The sequence below is a fragment of the Novosphingobium sp. genome (assembly GCF_031424035.1).
Lineage (GTDB): Bacteria > Pseudomonadota > Alphaproteobacteria > Sphingomonadales > Sphingomonadaceae > Novosphingobium.
The window spans coordinates 21,460-38,128 of sequence record NZ_JANPGP010000108.1 but is presented as its reverse complement, the minus strand read 5'-3'; the positions used below and the strand labels follow the sequence as shown (position 1 = coordinate 38,128).

The following is a 16,669-nucleotide window of genomic DNA, read 5'->3' as shown; positions in this document are numbered from 1 at the left end:
TGGCGCAAGCTTGGCTAGAACGGCTGGGAGCTAGCAGGTCCGCCGCCACCCCATTGCGGACGTTTCACCGAGCGACCGGTTCAAAGCTAATCTTGACGTCGGACACTTTATTGTTCTGCTCGAATATTCGGGATCGACCAGCATAGCGTATGAGCAGATGCTCATTACTCAACCACTTGGTTTCAGCCCAAGGTCCGCCCCACGCACCGACGACAGCGGCTCCGTGGTCGTCATCTGCTCGGAAAGCGTTGCCAATTCCAGCCATCTTTTCGCCAGCCGACAGTACAGAAATCTGCGTAGAAAAGCCGCTTGTTGCCCCGCAGTCTCTCTGAAACAATGCAGCACTATGGCGACCATCAGGCGCTTCGACCCGCGTGACGAGGTTGTTAGCGCATGTGTCGGAGCATGCCGTTAACGCCAATAAAGCGGTGGCGGGGGTTAGACGTTTTAACACGTTTGCAGCCTAATGGGCGCGTGGTATCCGTCAACGTCCATTTGCCACTCAAGCCTGACGCTACCTCGCCTTCCCCGCATCCCTTTGCAGCAACAACTCAAACAACAGCGCAGAAATCTCGCCATCAATCTCACCGGTAATCCGCTCGGGCCGCCAGCGGCGTTCAAAAGCGCGCACCGCTGCCGGGCCGTCGGTGATGTCATAGCCGAACCGCTCGAGCGCCAGATAGAACGCCCCGTCATTGTCGAACCCCAGCCGCAGCGACGGGCGCGGTGACGGGATGGCGAGTTTGTGCCGCGCCAGTCGTTCCCATGGGAACAGTTCGCCCGGATCGGTCTTGCGCGCCGGGGCAATGTCCGAATGGCCGACCACGTTCGAGCGCGAGACGCCGTGGCGCTTCTTGATGTCGGAGAGCAGCGGCAGCAGGGCCTCGATCTGGGCTTCGGGAAAATCGCGGTAGCCGAATTCGTGCCCCGGATTGACCAGTTCGATGCCGACGCTGGCCGAATTGATGTCGGTGATTCCGCGCCAATAGCTTTTGCCGGCATGCCAGGCGCGGTTTTCCTCGGCGACCATCTGGGTCACAAGGCCGCCTTCGTCGATCAGGTAATGCGCGGAAACGCCGGCTTCCTCGCTGCACAGCCGCTCCAGCGCCTCGTCGGCGGACAGCATCCCGGTATAGTGCAGCACGATCATCGAGACCGGCAGTTCGCGTGCGTTGAAATTGGGCGACGGCATCTGCCGGTGCACCAGCCAGTCGCGCATCGAGTTCAAGCTGTCAGGCCCCCGGCAGCACGGCGCCGAGCACCAGCGCCCCGTCGCTCAGCGCATATTGCACCCCGCCGCCCAGTTCCTGCGCCACCGCCTGGATCAGCGCGGCAGGGGCCGTGCGGCTCGACAATTGATCTTCGGGCAATTTCCCTTCGAGCGCCTTGCCCACCGTCTCGTCAAAGGCGATGCGCGGCCCGGTGGCGCGCACGACGATCTCGCTCGCGCCGTCGTTAAGCTCGGCGCCGACTTCGAGCGTGCCGCCGCGCACCAGCGCTTCCATGCCGAACAGCGAGAGGTTGAGCAGCACCTTGACCGCCGGCTTGGGCAGCGATTCCGCCGCGACATTCCATTGCAGGGTGATGCGTTCGTTGTTGCTTACCAGCCCTTCGACCAGCGCACGCGGCTCGGCCACCGGCACCATTTCACCAAAGCCGCCCGCCGCGCCAAAGGCGAGCCGGAAGAACTTCAATTTGTCGGCGCTGGTCTTGGCGCTCTGTTCAAGCAGCTCGACAATACGCTTGCGCATCTCGCCGTCGCGTTCCTCGGCCAACAGCTCCAGCCCGTTCGACAGCGCGCCCACCGGGCTGAGCATGTCGTGGCACAGCCGCGAACAGAGCATGGAAGCAAGATCGATGGCGGAAATGGTCATGTGCGGTCCTTCTGGATCCTCCCCGGCACGGGGAGGGGGACCATGCGCAGCATGGTGGAGGGGCACGGGCCGGATTGCATGACCTTTCAAGGCCATAACCAGACGAGAGTGCCCCTCCACCACCCTGCGGGTGGTCCCCCTCCCCCGTTGGAGGAGGAATTGATTCTCCCTTACATCCCTGAGACTCGCGTGGAAAGCGCTTCGAAGCCCCCCGGCCCATCACGCCAGAATGTCACCTCTCCCGCGGCGGCAATGGCCCAGACGCGGCCGTCACCGCTGGCGTGTTCGCAATCAGTCGCAGAGGGCAGCGGATGGCCCTCTGGGTGCGAATGCCAGTAGCCGATCAGCGCCTCGCCCCCGGCGCGTTCGGCGCGGTGTGCGGCGATCAGCGCGGCGGGATCGATCTCGAAATGGCGGAGCGGATCGGCGGCCACATTGGCGCAAGGCTGGGCGCGCTCGATCACCCCGGCGCGCCCCAGCAGCAGCCCGCAAGCCTCGCGCGGGTGTTCGCGCGCTGCAAATTCGAGAACTGTGGCAATTGCGCCACTTGTCACGCCGATGTCGGTTCCCATCTGCATGACATGGGGGACGTCGAGTCAGTTCTGCAAGGCATTATCGCCAATGGCGGCGAGCGGCTCGACAAGGCGCTCAGCTCCGCCACCGGCCTTTCGCGCGAACGCATCAAGACACTTATGGGCGAAGGCCGGGTGCAGCTTGCCGGTAAGGTCGCCAGCCAAGGCTCGCTCAAGGCGGCCGAGGGCGCGGAATGGACCATACGCGTCCCCGCCGTGGCCGCTTCGGAAGCGCAGGCGCAGGATATTCCGCTCAACATCGTGTTCGAGGATGAACACCTGATCGTGATCGACAAGCCCGCCGGGCTGGTTGTCCATCCCGCCGCCGGCAATCTGGATGGCACGCTGGTCAATGCGCTGCTCCACCATTGCCAGGGGCAGCTCTCTGGCATCGGCGGCGTGGCGCGTCCGGGCATCGTTCACCGCATCGACAAGGATACCTCCGGGCTGCTCGTCGTCGCCAAGACCAATGCGGCGCACGAAGGGCTGGCCCGACAGTTCGCCGACCATTCGATCGAACGCGCCTACATCGCGCTGGTCGGCGGCCGTCCGAAAGTGCTGGAAGGCACGATCGCCACCCATCTTGGCCGCTCGGCGCACGACCGCAAGAAGATGGCCGTGCTCCACGAAAAGGACCTCCGCGGCAAGCATGCGGTCACCCATTACAAGGTGCTGGAAATGCTGGGGCACTCCGCCATGGTGGAGTGCCGTTTGGAGACCGGGAGAACCCACCAGGTCCGCGTTCACATGGCGTCCATCGGTCATTCGTTATTGGGTGATCCGGTGTACGGCAGGAACCCCGCCCCCTTACGCGCGTTGTTGGAGCGAATCGGTTTTCGCAGGCAAGCGCTTCACGCCGCCGTTCTGGGCTTCGAACACCCGGTAACTGGCCAGTCCGTGCGGTTTTCCAGCTTGTTACCCGCCGATATGGAGGCGCTGTTGGTCGAATTGAGATGATTTTTTCGCCGTAATTTGCTATGACAGTTCCCGTGGCTGCCGCGCGGGGATGCCTAGAAAGGGTCTCCAATGGGCAAGCCGACAGTGAAAGGACGATTGAAGACGATGTCCGACTTTGACAGCAACCCGCAGGGTAACCTGCCTGCTACGCCAACGACCATGCCTGCTTTGGGTGGTGAGGCGAGCCTCAACAGGTATCTCAGCGAAATCAAGAAGTTCCCCATGCTGGCACCGGAAACGGAATATATGCTCGCCAAGCGTTATGCGGAACATCAGGACCCCGAAGCGGCCAAGCAGCTGGTTACCAGCCACCTGCGACTCGTGGCGAAGATCGCCATGGGCTATCGCGGCTATGGCCTGCCGGTGTCCGAACTCATTTCAGAAGGCAACATCGGCCTGATGCAAGGCGTCAAGAAGTTCGAGCCCGATCGGGGCTTCCGTCTTGCCACCTATGCCATGTGGTGGATCAAGGCCTCGATCCAGGAATTCATCCTGCGCAGCTGGTCCCTCGTCAAGATGGGCACCACGGCGGCGCAGAAGAAGCTGTTCTTCAACCTGCGCCGGATGAAGAAGAACCTCGACGCCTATGAGGATTCCGACCTTCACCCCGATCACCTGAAGCTGATCGCCACCAAGCTGGGCGTGTCCGAGCATGAGGTGGTCAACATGAACCGCCGCATGATGATGGGCGGCGATGCCAGCCTCAACGTCAGCCTCAACGAGGAAGGCGAAGGCCAGTGGCAGGACGTGCTGGCCGATGAAGGCCCGCTGCAGGACGAAACCGTTGCCGAAGCGCAGGAAGCGGGTTTCCGCCATGCCCTGCTGCTCGAAGCGATGGACAGCCTCAACGACCGGGAGAAGCACATCCTCACCGAGCGCCGTCTGATCGACGAGCCCAAGACGCTCGAGGAACTGTCGCAGACCTACAACGTCAGCCGCGAACGCGTCCGCCAGATCGAGGTGCGCGCCTTTGAAAAGCTGCAGAAGGCCATGCTGCGGATCGCTGGCGAAAAGCACCTGATCGCCGCCTGATCCTGCCTTGAACACCGGAAGGCTTGCCTGCGCACCCGCGCGGGCGGGCTTTTCCTTATCCGGCCATTGCCAGCGGGGCGCCATGCCCGTTAGGATCGCGCGATGAAGCGCCGCCTGCGTCTGCCCAGCCTGCCCCGTCCCGGCCCGAATCGTGGCTGGCTCTACCGCTTCTCCTGGTGGGTGGCGCGCGGCTTCATCTGGTTCGTGATGATCAGCATTGGCCTGGTGATCCTGTTCAAATGGGTGCCGGTGCCGGTCACCGCGACCATGGTCATGGACCCGCGCGGCTTCGAGAAGGATTGGACCCCGCTCAGCCGGATCGACCGCAACATGGTCGCTGCGGTAATCGCCGGCGAGGACGGCAAGTTCTGCACGCATGGCGGCTTCGATACCGAGGCGATGCAGAAGGCGTGGGAGCGCAACCAGCGCAGCAAGCGCGTGCGCGGTGGCTCGACGATCAGCCAGCAGACCGCGAAGAACGTCTTCCTGTGGCAAGGCGGCGGCCTGTTCCGCAAGGGTCTGGAGGCATGGTTCACCGTGCTGATCGAGAACATCTGGGGCAAGCGGCGGATCATGGAGGTCTACCTCAACGTCGCTGAAACCGGCATCGGCACCTACGGCGTCGAGGCCGGGGCGCAGCGGTACTACAAGCACTCCGCTGCGAAGCTCAGCCGGATCGAGGCGGCGCGGATCGCCGCAGCGCTCCCCAGCCCGAAGAAGCGCGATGTCGTCGATCCGGGTGGCTTCACCCGCCGCCACGGCAACACCATCGCGGCGCGGACGTCAGTGATCAAGACGAGCGATTATGATGGGTGTGTGTACGACTGAGGGGCTCTAGATCGACCACCACAGTACTCTCGTCGCCCCCGCGCAGGCGGGGGCCCATCTGCCCTAGTTAGCGAACGACAGGTTGAGTGCACGGGCAGAGCCGGGATAGGCCCCCGCCTGCGCGGGGGCGACGGCTTTTGGGTCAGGACGTTCTGTCCAAAAGCTGCTGGATGAACGCGCAGGTTGCAGCGAACACCTCCACCGCACCAGGGGCTTCGGCATCACGCGTCACGGCGACATGGTCCATCCCCGAAACCTCAAGCAGCCGCGCCTTGTCGCCCAACCGCTCCGCCATCGCGCGGGCATCATCGATCAGCACTTCGCCTGATCCGACAGAGATAAGCGTCGGCGGGAAGCCAGCAGGATCAGCAAGCAACGGCGAGGCCAGCGGATGCGCCGGGTTTGCGCCCTGAAGGTACAATGCGGAAGCATCTTCAGCCGAAGTGCGCGAAAACAGCGGGTCGCTCTCCGCATTGCTGTCATAGCTCGGCGCGGTGACTGACAGGTCGAGCCAGGCCGAATGGAGCATCAGACCGGCGGCCTCTCCGCTTCGCAGCGAGGCGCTGGCAGCGGCAATGCCTCCGCCCGCCGAAGCGCCTGATAACAGGCGCGGCACGTCTGCCGGCATGGCGTCAAAGGCGGCAAGTCCATCGTTCAGCCCAGCCGGAAACGGATGTTCAGGGGCCAGCCGATAGCGCGGCAGCAGCACTTCCACCCCGCAGGCATCGGCCAGTGCTTCGGCAAAGGGGCAGTCCATTTCGGGCATGCCAAGCCGGTAACCGCCGCCGTGAAAATGCAGCACGCGCCCGCGCGCTGCGCATAGTGGCGCCACCCGCAGAACTTCGCAACCGCCCAGTCGTACGGACTCAACCGGCCGCCGCGTCGCCCACTTGCCACTCGCGCAGGCCGCCTCCGCCCCGGCGCGCAGGCCAGCGAGGTCGGCGAGGGCCGGATCGCCCGGACGTTCGGGCGGAATGTTCACGCCCGATATCCTGCCAATGTCTCGTCATTCCCGCGCAGGCGGGAACCCATCTCCAACGTCACCCCAAACGCTACGTCGCAGATGGATCCCCGCCTGCGCGGGAATGACGAAGAGTGGTGAAAATCGGCCTTGCTCACTTCGCGGCCTGTACCGACGCCTCAAGGCTTCGCGCCATCCGCGAGGCCCCGGCCTTCTTCAGTTCCGGGATCACGTAATCGCCCAGCAATCCGATCGATTCTTTTACCGCTTCGTGCGTCAGGTGGCCGAAATTGACATAGCACAGCACCTGATCGACCCCGGCTTCCTCATAGCGCAGGAACTTGGCAAGGCATTCCTCAGGCGTGCCGACGATGACCATGTCTTCCTTATCGAACTGGGTGATGTCGAAGTCGCGATCCGCCTGCTTTTTCAGCAGCGGAAAGGCCTTGTCCTGCGCTTCGGGCGGTAGCAGGTTGAGCTCCCACTTGAGCAAGAATTCCGCCACCGTGGTGTACCACCACCACATCGATTCCCACAGCTTGTTCGCTTCGAAATCGGCGCGAGAGCGGGCGCAGTGGACCAGCGTATAGGTACCAACCTTGTTGGTGTGCACGCCGGTCAGCGGCTTGGCGCGGCTCTGGCCTTCCTTGTAGACGGCAAGAATCTCGGCCAGCTTGTCGAGCGGGGTCATGATCGAGAAGCACAGCAGGCCAAGGCCATTCTCGCCGGCAAACCGCGCGCTTTCATGGCTCGATGCGGCGAGCCAGACCGGCGGGTGCGGGTCCTGCCACGGCTTGGGCGTGACCATGCGTGGCGGGAATTTCAGGAACTCGGAATCCTCGGAATAATACTCCTGTTCCCACATGCCGACCACGGTCCGCGCCGCTGCCAGCATCTTTTCCTTCGAGCGCGGAATGTCGACGCCGAAGGCCGTCTGCTCCATCGGCGTCGAACGTCCGATGCCCCATTCGACCCGCCCCTGGCTGAGCACATCGACTGTCGCCACCTTCTCCGCCACGCGCGCCGGGTGGATGAATTCGTGCGGCATCAGCGTCACGCCAAAGCCGAGCCGGATGTCCTTGGTGATCTGGCTGAGCGCGCCGAGCACGGCCTCCGAACAGGGCATATGGCTGCGCCCTTCACGGAAGTGATGCTCCACGCACCACACGGTCGAAAAGCCCTTCTGGTCGGCCAGCACGATCTGTTCGATCGCATCGTGGTAGCCCTTGCGCTCGGCCTCGCGCTGGCCCCACGGGTGCGGTTTGGCCCAGGGTTGCGGTGCCTCGAATTCGTAGAGCAGTCCCAGTTCCATCAGCGTGATCCCTGCTGTTGAGCGGCAACTTCTTTACGCGATTTGCGCGCACCGGCGCAGAACTTGGTCGAAAGCGCGCGGTCGATGGTCAGGGTCTGGCCGGAAATGCCGGCGGCGAGGTCGGACAGCAGGAAGACGATCGGCCAGGCCATCTCGTCGGTGCTGACGAAGACCACGTTGCTATTTGCCGAATCGACATTGGCCGGCGGGATGCGCACCCGCACCCGTTCCGACAGCACGCCGCCCGGATTGACCGTGTTGGCGCGAATACCGAATTCGCCCCACTCATTGGCCATGGTGCGGGTGAGCGCGGAAATGCCGGCCTTCGCCGCGCCGTATGGTCCGTGCCACGGCGCGGAGGTAAGCGACGAGACCGAACCGATGTTGACCAGCGAACCCGGCAGGTCGCGGTCGATCCACGCCTTGGCCGTATCGCGGCAGATGCGGAACACATATTCGAGGTTGAGGTTGAGCGTCGCCCGGAACGAATCGAGCGGGGTTTCATCGAGCGGCCGCCATTCGTCCTCTCGCGTGCCACCGGCAACATTGACCACGCCGTCAAGCCGGCCGTGGCGGGCAAAGATCCGCTCGATCAGGCCATCGGTGGCCGCCGGATCGGTGAGGTCACAGACCAGCGCCTGCGCATCGCCGCCCGATGCCCGGATTTCCGCCGCCGTTTCGTCCACCAGGGCCTGATCGTGATCGAGTACGATGACGCTCGCCCCGGCAGCCGAGGCCTGCCGCGCGGTCGCGCCGCCGATGCCGCCGCGCGCCGCGCCGCAGATGAGGATGACCTTGCCGGTCAGGTCGATGGCAATGGACATCAGGCAAGTCCTTCCGAAAGTTCGCCGAAGCCGACGCGCACGAAACTGGCGCCTTCGTCCTCGGTCCGCAGGCTGTAGGTGGTATCCTTCGCGACATAGATCGCATCGCCAAAGCCCAGCTTTTCGCGCCCGTGGAACAGCGCGCCGGACAGGACGAAAAGCACTTCGTCCTCGGGGTGGCTGTGCGGCGGTTCGTGGTGGTGGGGGCGATATTCGGTGCGCTGCATGTTCGGCATGCCGGGGCCATGGCTGAGCAGACGCTTGAAACGCAGCCCGGCATCGCCGTCCGCATACTTCGCCTGCCAGTCGGGCCGCACCTCTTCCCACGGGGTGGCGGCATCGTGCATGACGATCACCTTGGCCATCGCGTCTCTCCCACGCTTGTGTCTGCCCGGGAAACTGACGCGATCGGGCCGCGCTGGCCAGAGCCAAACCGCATTGCAGCGCGTCCAGACGACTTGACCCAAAGGCATCGCCGGGGCGCAGACTTGCGCAGCATAGCCGCTTGCCAAACTGGCGAAACTTCGCACCTTGCGAATCTGTCCGCTGCGACTTAGTGAACAACACTGTTGATTATAAATTGCCCGCGAAAAGGGCACGGGAGATACCATGGACTGCAAGCCCACCGATGTGCCGTCGGCTGATGAACTCGATATCCCGGCCCTGCGCGCAAAGTATTATGCCGAGCGGGACAAGCGCCTGAATTCGAAGGCCGGCGCGCAGTACATCCACGATGGCCCGGGCCAGTTGCACGACCTGTACAACACCGATCCGCACATGCCGGTCGCCCCGCGCGATCCGGTGAGCGAAGAGCTTGACGTGGCCGTGCTCGGCGGCGGCTTCGGCGGGGTCATGGCCAGCTATTACCTGACGCAGCAGGGCGTCACCAACTTCCGCAACATCGACCACGCGGGCGACTTTGGCGGCGTGTGGTACTGGAACCGCTATCCGGGCATCCAGTGCGACAACGAAAGCTATTGCTACCTGCCGCTGCTGGAAGAAACCGGCTTCATGCCCTCGCGCCGGTTCGCGCCGGGGCCGGAGATCATGGGCTATATCCGCCTGATCGCCGAGAAGTACGGCTTTGCCGACAGGGCGCTGTTCCACACGCTGATCACCGCGCTGCGCTGGGACGATTCGATCCAGCGCTGGCACGTTTCGACCGACCGCGGCGATGAAATCCTCGCCCGCCACGTGGTCATGGCCTGCGGCGTGCTCAACATGCCCAAGCTGCCCGGGATCAACGGCATCGCCAGGTTCAAGGGCAAGATGTTCCACACCAGCCGCTGGGAATACGATTACACCGGCGGTTCGTGCGACAACCCGGTGCTGGACAAGCTGGCTGACAAGCGCGTCGCCATCGTCGGCACGGGCGCCACGGCGATCCAGGCCGTGCCGTTCCTCGCCAAGAGCGCCAAGCATCTTTATGTCGTGCAGCGCACCCCTTCGTGCGTTGATACCCGGCCCAACCCGCCGACCGACCCCGACTGGATCGCCAGCCTGGAACCCGGCTGGCAGCAGGAGCGCATCGCCAATTTCCAGCGCCACGCGATGGAAATGCCCAAGCCCGGCGAGCCTGATCTGGTCTGCGATTTCTGGACCGAGCTCAACCGCAACCTGTGGGCGCAGATGGCCGAGGAAGGCTATCCGCAGCTCAGCCCCGAAGAGTTCATGGCCAAGCGCGAAGTGGTCGATTACCAGATCATGGAACGCTTCCGCCGCCGCGCCGACGAACTGATCAGCGACCCGGAACTGGCCGAAAAGCTGAAGCCGTACTACCGCTTCCTGTGCAAGCGACCGCTGTCCAGCGACACCTTCTATCCCGCGTTCAACCAGCCCAATGTGACGCTGGTCGATACTTCAAACACACAGGGCCTTCAGGAAATCACCGAGAAGGGCTTCATCCAGGACGGCGTTGAATACGAGGTCGATTGCATCATCTTCGCATCGGGCTTTGAAGTGTCGAGCGAGCTGGAACGCCGCTGGGGCTTTGACGCGGTCGATGGCCGCAACGGCGCCTCGCTCTACGATCACTGGCGTCGCGGCGCGAAGACCCTGCACGGCGTGACCACCAACGGTTTCCCGAACATGTACTTCATCGGCTACATTCAGGGCGGGCTCAACGGATCGGTCACCGAACAGTTCGGCCGGCAGGCCGAGCACGCCGCATGGATTATTGGCGAAACGCAGCGGCGCGGTCTGGCCGTTGCTGAAACGACGCAGGAAGGCATGGAAGCCTATTGCAACCACTTCGCCGAGATCGAGATCGACGTCTCCGCCTTCCAGGCCGAATGCACGCCGAGCTACTTCTCGAACGAGGGGCAAAAGGACGCACCGTGGTCGCTGTTCCGCGCCTATGGCCACGGCTGGGATGCCTGGCGGGGGCTGATCAATGGCTGGCGCGAAGCGGGCCAGTTCGACGGCATGGAACTGCGCTGAGGAGCAAGGCAATGACTGAGCGCGTGATCACCGACGAGGACATGGACCGCGAGGTTCTGGCGACCTATGGCAACGAGGCTTTCCTCAGCCCCGAATATCTGGAGGCCGAAAAGCGGCTGCTGTGGCCCAAGGTCTGGCAGATGGTGGAGCGGCTGGAAGACCTGCCCGATGTCGGTGACTGGCTGACCTACAATGTCGCCGATGAATCGGTGATCGTCGTGCGCGTGGCCGAAGGTGACAGCGGTGAGGCGTTCCGCGCCTTCCACAACGTCTGCCCGCACCGCGGCCGCCAGCTCGTCTCGGTCCCGGACCACTTGCCCGGCCTGAACAGCAAGAGCGACCAGCCGGTCCATTCGGTGCGCGGCAAGAACCGCAAGAACTTCATCTGCGGCTTCCACGGCTGGACCTTCAATACCGAGGGTGAGAATACCTACATCCTCGACCCGCAGGACTGGCAGAACCGGCTGACGCCCGAACTGACCTGCCTGTCGACCGTCAAGGTCGGTACCTGGGGCGGCTATATCTACATCAACATGGACCCCGGCAGCGAATCGCTGGAACGCTTCATGGGCCGTGCAGGGGAGATCCTCAGCCACTTTGACCTGGCGAAAATGCGCTACAAGTGGCGGCAATGGGCGATCTATCCGTGCAACTGGAAGACCGCGATCGAGGCCTTCCTTGAGCCCTACCACGTCGCCGGCACGCACACGCAGCTGCTCGCCTATGGCAACTATTACGCCATGTCGAAGCAGTACGGCTGGCATTCGGTATCGAGCTACGACACCCGCGATGTCGACTTCCAGATGAACGAGGCGAGCGGCACCACCCGTGCCGGCAAAGGCGACGATCCGCGCAGCTCAACCTATGAACTGATCCGCGAAAACTACGAGACGGTGAACTTCTCCGCCTCGACTGAAACGCTGGTCAACGCCGCCAGCCGCCTCGTCGAGGAACTTCCCGAAGGCACCCCGGCGCAGGAAGTCATCGCGCACTGGATGGCCTCGGCCAAGGCAGACGATGCCAAGCGCGGCGTGATCTGGCCGGAAATTCCCGGCGACGTGATGGCCGAAGCCGGCCTCGCCTGGGGGCTCTGGCCCAACCAGAACATCCTCCACGGCGTGACCTTTGCCCTCTGCTACCGCGTGCGCCCCTATGGCGATGATCCCAACAAATGCGTGTTCGAAAGCTACGCGCTCGAGCGCTTCCCCGAAGGCGAAGAACCGAAGACCGAATGGGTCTATGCCGCTCCGACGGCGGAGAACTGGGGCTCGGTGCTGGAGCAGGACTTCTCCAACATGGAATTCGTCCAGAAGGGCATGAAAAGCTCGGGCTTCCGCGGCACCCTGCCCAACCCTCATCAGGAGCAGAAGGTGATCAACCTCCACCGCAACCTGGCGCGGATGATGCAAGGCCGCGGCGCGCCCAAGCCGCTGTTCGAGGTCAACTAGGCGCGGCTTTGCAGCAGGCGCTCGGCCTCGGCCAGCGCCTGCGGGGTATCAACGTCGAACAGGGCTTCGGCGCTTGCCTCGACCAGCGAGACATCGCCGCGCCCGCGCAGCACCCGCGCTGCACCCATGTCACCGGACAAGGCCGCGAGCTCCCCGAACAGCGTGGCCGGGATCAGCGCCGGGGCGCCGGGCTCGCTCCCATAGGCGCAGGCCGATGGCGCGTCCGCCTCCACCAGCCGCGCCAACAGGTCCGTCGTGACCAGCGGCATGTCCGCCAGCATCACCAGCAGCGCCCCTGCGCCCCGCTCAACTGCCAACCGTGCGGCGAGCGCTACCGAAGTGCCCATGCCCTCGCTTGCGTGGGAGTTGCGCGCAACCTCGCAAGTGACGAAGTCCGGTGCCCGCTCCCCGGCAATCCACACCACCGGCAGCCCGGTCGCCTGTGCCGCCTCCAGTGCCCATTGCCCCAGCGGCTTGCCGGCGCAGGGCTGGGCCAGCTTATCCGCGCCGAAGCGGCTGGCGCGGCCTGCTCCGAGCAGGGCAATCACGATATCGGCTGGGCGTGTCATGGTCCCGCCTGAATTGCGCTAGGCTTGCGCAAACGGCAAGTGGGAGATCGAGGGTGAACCGGATCGAGGGGCTGCTCGAACGCGCGCGGCAAGCGGCGCAGTTCGATGATTTCGGCGCGGATGGCTGGCAGGAAGGACTCGAACGGCTGGTCCATTCGGCAGAAACCGAAGCGCACCACACCCAGATGGGCGCGGCGGTGTTTGACGGCATGGTCGTCGACCTGCTCAAGCAGCGGCTCGAAGTCGAAAGCTGGTTTGCCCGCCATCCCGAGATCGACGACGAACAGTTCGTCGCGCCGCTGATCGGCCTTGGCCTGCCGCGCACCGGATCGACGGCCTTCTCCTGCATGCTGGGCGAAGACCCCGCCGTCCGCACGCTCCGCACCTGGGAGCCGATGCAGCTCTGCCCGCCGCCCGAAACCGCGACCTATGACAGCGATCCGCGCATCGCGCTTGCCGAAGCATCGATGAAAGTCCGCGACGAACGCTTCCCCCGCGCCAAGCAGATGCTGCCCAGCACGGCGACATCGCCCACCGAATGCCAGCTGATCATGGGCATGGATTTCAAGGCGCAGATTTTCCAGGCGATGCATCAGGTGCGCAGCTACGTCGACTGGCTGCACCACGAGGCCGACCTCAAGAGCACCTACCGCTGGGTCAAGCGCACGCTGAAACTGCTGCAATGGCGCTGCCCTTCGGCGCTTGGCCCGCACACCCATTGGCGGCTGAAGAACCCCAGCCACATCTTGTGGATCGACGACCTGAACGCCGTGTTCCCCGATGCCCGCTTCTGGATGACGCACCGCGATCCCGCTGATGTCGTGACCTCGGTCGCCGACCTCTATTACGAATATACCAAGCCCTTCGCCGACAGCGTCGACAAGGACTGGCTCGGCGCGGTCAACATCGAATATTGCGAGCTGGGCATGAACCGCGTGATCAAGTTCCGCGAAGGCGCGAACGACGCGCGGTTCTTCGACGTGAAATTTGCCGAATTCCAGGCCGATCCCTGGCCCCCGATCGAAGCGCTGTATGACTGGCTGGGTGAAGACCTCACCCCGCAAGCCCGCGAAGGCATGCGCCGCTGGCGCGAGGATACCCCGAAAGACAAGCACGGCACGCGCCAGATCGACCCCGCCGATTACGGGCTCGACAAGGCGGCGCTGCGGGAACGCTTCGCCTTTTACCGGGAACGCTTCGGGATCTGACCGCCGCTCTTCAACCCTGCCTCAGCCAGAAGCGCAGCACCATGGAGACTCCGCCAAGCGCCGCCACGCTGATCGTCCAGATGCCGACGAACCACAGGATCTGGCTCAAGGGGCGGCCCATCAGTGATAGCCCTCGCTGCCCACCTTGCCGCGGAACACCCAATAGGCCCAGCCGGTATAGGCAAGGATCACCGGCACCATGATCCCGGCGCCGATCAGCATGAACATCTGGCTGCGATAAGGCGCGGCCGCCTCCCAGATCGATACACGCGCCGGAATGACATTGGGCCAGATCGAGATACCCAGGCCGACAATGCACAGGCCGAACAGACCTAGCGCGTAAAAGAACGGCTGCGCCTCGCGCTTGTGCTGCAGGCTGCGGAAATACAGCACAGAGACAATCAACGATGCCAGCGGAACCTGCGCCGTGGCGAGCACCCCGGGGAAGGACAGCCAGCGCATATAATACTGCGGCTCCAGCGTCAGCGTGGCGAGGCTCACCGCCGTGATCGCGCCTAGCAGCAGGATCCCCAGGAGACGGGCGCGGCCAAAGGCGTGCGCCTGCAACGGACCTTCGGTCTTCCAGATCAGCCAGCACGATCCGAGCAGGGCATAGCCGATCACTAGGCCTGCGCCGGTCAGCAGGCTGAAAGGCGAGAGCCATTCCCACCAGCCGCCAGCATAGGCCCTGCCACTGATCGTAATGCCTTGCAGCAGCGCGCCCAGCGTTATCCCTTGCGCAATGGTGGCAATCAGCGAACCGGCATGGAAAGCGGCATCCCAGGTGGGCCGGTGCGCCGGGTCGCGCCAGCGAAACTCGAAAGCAACGCCGCGCAGCACCAGCCCGAGCAGCATCGCCATGAGCGGGGCGTAAAGCGCCGGGAGAATTATGGCATAGGCCAGCGGAAAGGCGGCAAGCAGTCCACCGCCGCCAAGCACCAGCCAGGTTTCGTTGCCATCCCACACCGGTGCGATGCTGTTCATCGCGGTATCGCGTTCGGCACCGACCTTGATCCACGGGAACAGGATCCCGATGCCGAGGTCAAATCCGTCCATCACGACATAGGCGACAATGGCGAAGCCGATGATCCCGGCCCAGATGACGGTCAGATCGATCATGCGCCTTCTCCTTCGATCACCGCCGGAGCCGGCGTGATGCCGGCGGTGCGTATCGGTGAACCATCGAGCGCTGCCTCGTGAGCCTCGGGCGGCTTTTTCATCAGACGCAGCAGATACCAGATGCCGGTGCCGAATACGCTGAAGTAGACCAGCACAAAGGCAATGAGCGAAGCTGCAACGGCAGGAGCAGCGAGCGGCGAGGCACTGTCGGCAGTGCGCAGCAGACCGTAGATCGTGAAAGGCTGGCGTCCGCCCTCGGTGACCACCCACCCCGCCAGCACCGCGACAAAGCCCGCCGGGCCCATGACCAGCGCCGCACGGTGCAGCCACGGCCAGTCGTACAATCGCTTGCGGCTTCGCGCGATCAGGCTCCACACGCCCACCGCGACCATGGCAAAGCCCAGCCCGACCATCACGCGAAAGGCCCAGAAGACGATCCCCACCGGCGGCCTGTCAGCCGGCGCAATGGTGTCCAGTCCGTTGAGCGGCGCATCGGGATCGTGCTTCAGGATCAGCGACGAGGCCTTGGGAATCGCAATGGCATAGTCGACCCGCTGCTCCGCGCTGTTGGGGATGCCGAACAGGATCAGCGGCGCACCATTGGGGTGGCTCTGATAGTGGCCTTCCATGGCCATGACCTTGGCTGGCTGATGCTCGAGCGTGTTGAGCCCGTGCATGTCCCCGGCGAGGATCTGGATCGGCGCCACCAAAGCCGCCATCCACATCGCCATCGAAAACATCTTGCGCGCACCCGGGTTGGTGCGATCCTTGAGCAGGTGCCACGCGCCAACTCCGCCGACAGCAAAGGCCGTGGTCAGATAGGCCGCGATCACGGTGTGGACCAGCCGGTACGGAAAACTGGGATTGAAGATGATCGCCCACCAGCTCGGGCCAGGCAGGAACTGTCCATTGGCGCCCAGCTCATAGCCCACGGGCGTCTGCATCCAGCTGTTCACCGCCAGAATCCAGAATGCCGAGATAAAGGTGCCGACAGCGACCGCCAGCGTCGCGACAAAGTGCAGGCGCCGCCCCACCTTGTTGATGCCGAACAGCATGACTCCCAGAAATCCGGCCTCGAGAAAGAACGCCGTCAGCACTTCATAGGCCATCAGAGGACCGATGACCGGCCCCGCCTTGTCCGAAAACACCGACCAGTTGGTGCCGAACTGATAGGACATGACGATGCCCGAGACGACGCCCATGGCGAAGACGACAGCGAATATCTTGAGCCAGTAGCGATAGAGGTTCGCATAAACGCCCTTGCCGGTGCTCAGCCACAGCCCCTCAAGCACAGCCAGGAAGCTGGCGAGCCCGATCGTGAAGGCCGGGAACAGAAAATGGAAGCTCACGGTGAAAGCGAACTGGGCGCGGGCCAGCATCAGCGCAGTCATTTTTGCTTCTCCCTGGGCTGGCCCGAAAGAACTGCCCGGTTCATGCCGACCATGTAGCAGGCTACGATCAGGATGGTGCTTGCAAAAACTGCATTGTCAGTTGTCTATTTCGCCCGGTGGTGACCGAGGTCCACA

17 protein-coding genes are annotated in these 16,669 nt (G+C 63.8%); 6 read left to right on the top strand and 11 right to left on the bottom strand.

Annotated features, from left to right (window positions below; genetic code table 11):
- Nucleotides 1-514 precede the first annotated feature (514 nt).
- The 3 genes from RMO89_RS14585 to RMO89_RS14575 form a co-directional block, all read right to left on the bottom strand.
- Nucleotides 515-1,219, bottom strand: a complete 705-nt coding sequence (locus RMO89_RS14585) for an N-acetylmuramoyl-L-alanine amidase (RefSeq protein ID WP_310533989.1) — start codon at nucleotides 1,217-1,219, stop codon at nucleotides 515-517.
- Nucleotides 1,220-1,232: 13 nt separating this feature from the next.
- Nucleotides 1,233-1,874, bottom strand: coding sequence for a histidine phosphotransferase family protein (locus RMO89_RS14580; RefSeq protein WP_310533987.1), 642 nt, complete (start codon nucleotides 1,872-1,874; stop codon nucleotides 1,233-1,235).
- A gap of 170 nt (nucleotides 1,875-2,044) precedes the next feature.
- Nucleotides 2,045-2,446, bottom strand: a complete 402-nt coding sequence (locus tag RMO89_RS14575) for a M67 family metallopeptidase (RefSeq protein ID WP_310533986.1) — start codon at nucleotides 2,444-2,446, stop codon at nucleotides 2,045-2,047.
- A 9-nt stretch (nucleotides 2,447-2,455) separates the two neighbouring features.
- Here RMO89_RS14575 and RMO89_RS14570 point away from each other — a divergent pair, with 9 nt between their 5' ends.
- The 3 genes from RMO89_RS14570 (at nucleotide 2,456) to mtgA (ending at nucleotide 5,263) form a co-directional block, all read left to right on the top strand.
- Entirely contained in the window at nucleotides 2,456-3,403 is a 948-nt protein-coding gene (locus RMO89_RS14570; protein ID WP_310533985.1) for an RluA family pseudouridine synthase, read from the top strand.
- 105 nt (nucleotides 3,404-3,508) lie between these two features.
- Complete coding sequence (gene rpoH / locus RMO89_RS14565; protein ID WP_310533983.1) at nucleotides 3,509-4,435, top strand: RNA polymerase sigma factor RpoH; 927 nt, start codon at nucleotides 3,509-3,511, stop codon at nucleotides 4,433-4,435.
- A 102-nt stretch (nucleotides 4,436-4,537) separates the two neighbouring features.
- Complete coding sequence (gene mtgA / locus RMO89_RS14560; protein ID WP_310533982.1) at nucleotides 4,538-5,263, top strand: monofunctional biosynthetic peptidoglycan transglycosylase; 726 nt, start codon at nucleotides 4,538-4,540, stop codon at nucleotides 5,261-5,263.
- Between the two features lie 142 nt (nucleotides 5,264-5,405).
- On the opposite strand, the gene RMO89_RS14555 is transcribed toward mtgA, so the two are convergent.
- The 4 genes from RMO89_RS14555 to RMO89_RS14540 all read right to left on the bottom strand — a co-directional run bounded on the left by RMO89_RS14555 (nucleotide 5,406) and on the right by RMO89_RS14540 (nucleotide 8,725).
- Nucleotides 5,406-6,245, bottom strand: coding sequence for an alpha/beta hydrolase fold domain-containing protein (locus RMO89_RS14555; protein WP_310533980.1), 840 nt, complete (start codon nucleotides 6,243-6,245; stop codon nucleotides 5,406-5,408).
- 133 nt (nucleotides 6,246-6,378) lie between these two features.
- Complete coding sequence (locus tag RMO89_RS14550; RefSeq protein ID WP_310533979.1) at nucleotides 6,379-7,536, bottom strand: LLM class flavin-dependent oxidoreductase; 1,158 nt, start codon at nucleotides 7,534-7,536, stop codon at nucleotides 6,379-6,381.
- On the bottom strand, nucleotides 7,536-8,360 hold the full coding sequence (locus RMO89_RS14545; RefSeq protein WP_310533978.1) for an SDR family oxidoreductase: 825 nt from the start codon (nucleotides 8,358-8,360) through the stop codon (nucleotides 7,536-7,538). The genes RMO89_RS14550 and RMO89_RS14545 overlap by 1 nt, the downstream gene beginning before the upstream one ends.
- Nucleotides 8,360-8,725, bottom strand: coding sequence for a hypothetical protein (locus RMO89_RS14540; protein WP_310533976.1), 366 nt, complete (start codon nucleotides 8,723-8,725; stop codon nucleotides 8,360-8,362). The genes RMO89_RS14545 and RMO89_RS14540 overlap by 1 nt, the downstream gene beginning before the upstream one ends.
- Nucleotides 8,726-8,969: 244 nt before the next feature.
- Here RMO89_RS14540 and RMO89_RS14535 point away from each other — a divergent pair, with 244 nt between their 5' ends.
- Nucleotides 8,970-10,799, top strand: a complete 1,830-nt coding sequence (locus tag RMO89_RS14535; RefSeq protein ID WP_310533975.1) for an NAD(P)/FAD-dependent oxidoreductase — start codon at nucleotides 8,970-8,972, stop codon at nucleotides 10,797-10,799.
- 11 nt (nucleotides 10,800-10,810) lie between these two features.
- Entirely contained in the window at nucleotides 10,811-12,247 is a 1,437-nt protein-coding gene (locus tag RMO89_RS14530; protein ID WP_310533974.1) for an aromatic ring-hydroxylating dioxygenase subunit alpha, read from the top strand.
- Here the strand turns inward: RMO89_RS14530 and RMO89_RS14525 are convergent.
- Nucleotides 12,244-12,816 carry a nucleotidyltransferase family protein gene (locus RMO89_RS14525; protein ID WP_310533972.1) on the bottom strand — a complete coding sequence of 191 codons (573 nt, stop codon included), beginning with the start codon at nucleotides 12,814-12,816 and terminating at the stop codon, nucleotides 12,244-12,246. The two genes, RMO89_RS14530 and RMO89_RS14525, sit on opposite strands and share 4 nt — an antisense overlap.
- Before the next feature lie 53 nt (nucleotides 12,817-12,869).
- Here RMO89_RS14525 and RMO89_RS14520 point away from each other — a divergent pair, with 53 nt between their 5' ends.
- Nucleotides 12,870-14,024: a sulfotransferase gene (locus RMO89_RS14520; RefSeq protein WP_310533971.1), complete on the top strand. Its 1,155-nt coding sequence runs from the start codon at nucleotides 12,870-12,872 to the stop codon at nucleotides 14,022-14,024.
- Nucleotides 14,025-14,034: 10 nt separating this feature from the next.
- Here RMO89_RS14520 and RMO89_RS14515 read toward each other — a convergent pair whose 3' ends face one another.
- Genes RMO89_RS14515 through RMO89_RS14505 form a run of 3 tightly spaced genes read right to left on the bottom strand, consistent with a single transcriptional unit; the run spans nucleotide 14,035 to nucleotide 16,534 of the window.
- Complete coding sequence (locus RMO89_RS14515; protein WP_310533970.1) at nucleotides 14,035-14,145, bottom strand: DUF2474 family protein; 111 nt, start codon at nucleotides 14,143-14,145, stop codon at nucleotides 14,035-14,037.
- The gene (cydB, locus tag RMO89_RS14510; RefSeq protein WP_310533968.1) at nucleotides 14,145-15,143 is read right to left on the bottom strand and encodes a cytochrome d ubiquinol oxidase subunit II; all 999 of its coding nucleotides are present in this window, start codon (nucleotides 15,141-15,143) and stop codon (nucleotides 14,145-14,147) included. The genes RMO89_RS14515 and cydB overlap by 1 nt, the downstream gene beginning before the upstream one ends.
- The gene (locus RMO89_RS14505; RefSeq protein ID WP_310533967.1) at nucleotides 15,140-16,534 is read right to left on the bottom strand and encodes a cytochrome ubiquinol oxidase subunit I; all 1,395 of its coding nucleotides are present in this window, start codon (nucleotides 16,532-16,534) and stop codon (nucleotides 15,140-15,142) included. The genes cydB and RMO89_RS14505 overlap by 4 nt, the downstream gene beginning before the upstream one ends.
- Nucleotides 16,535-16,669 lie beyond the last annotated feature (135 nt).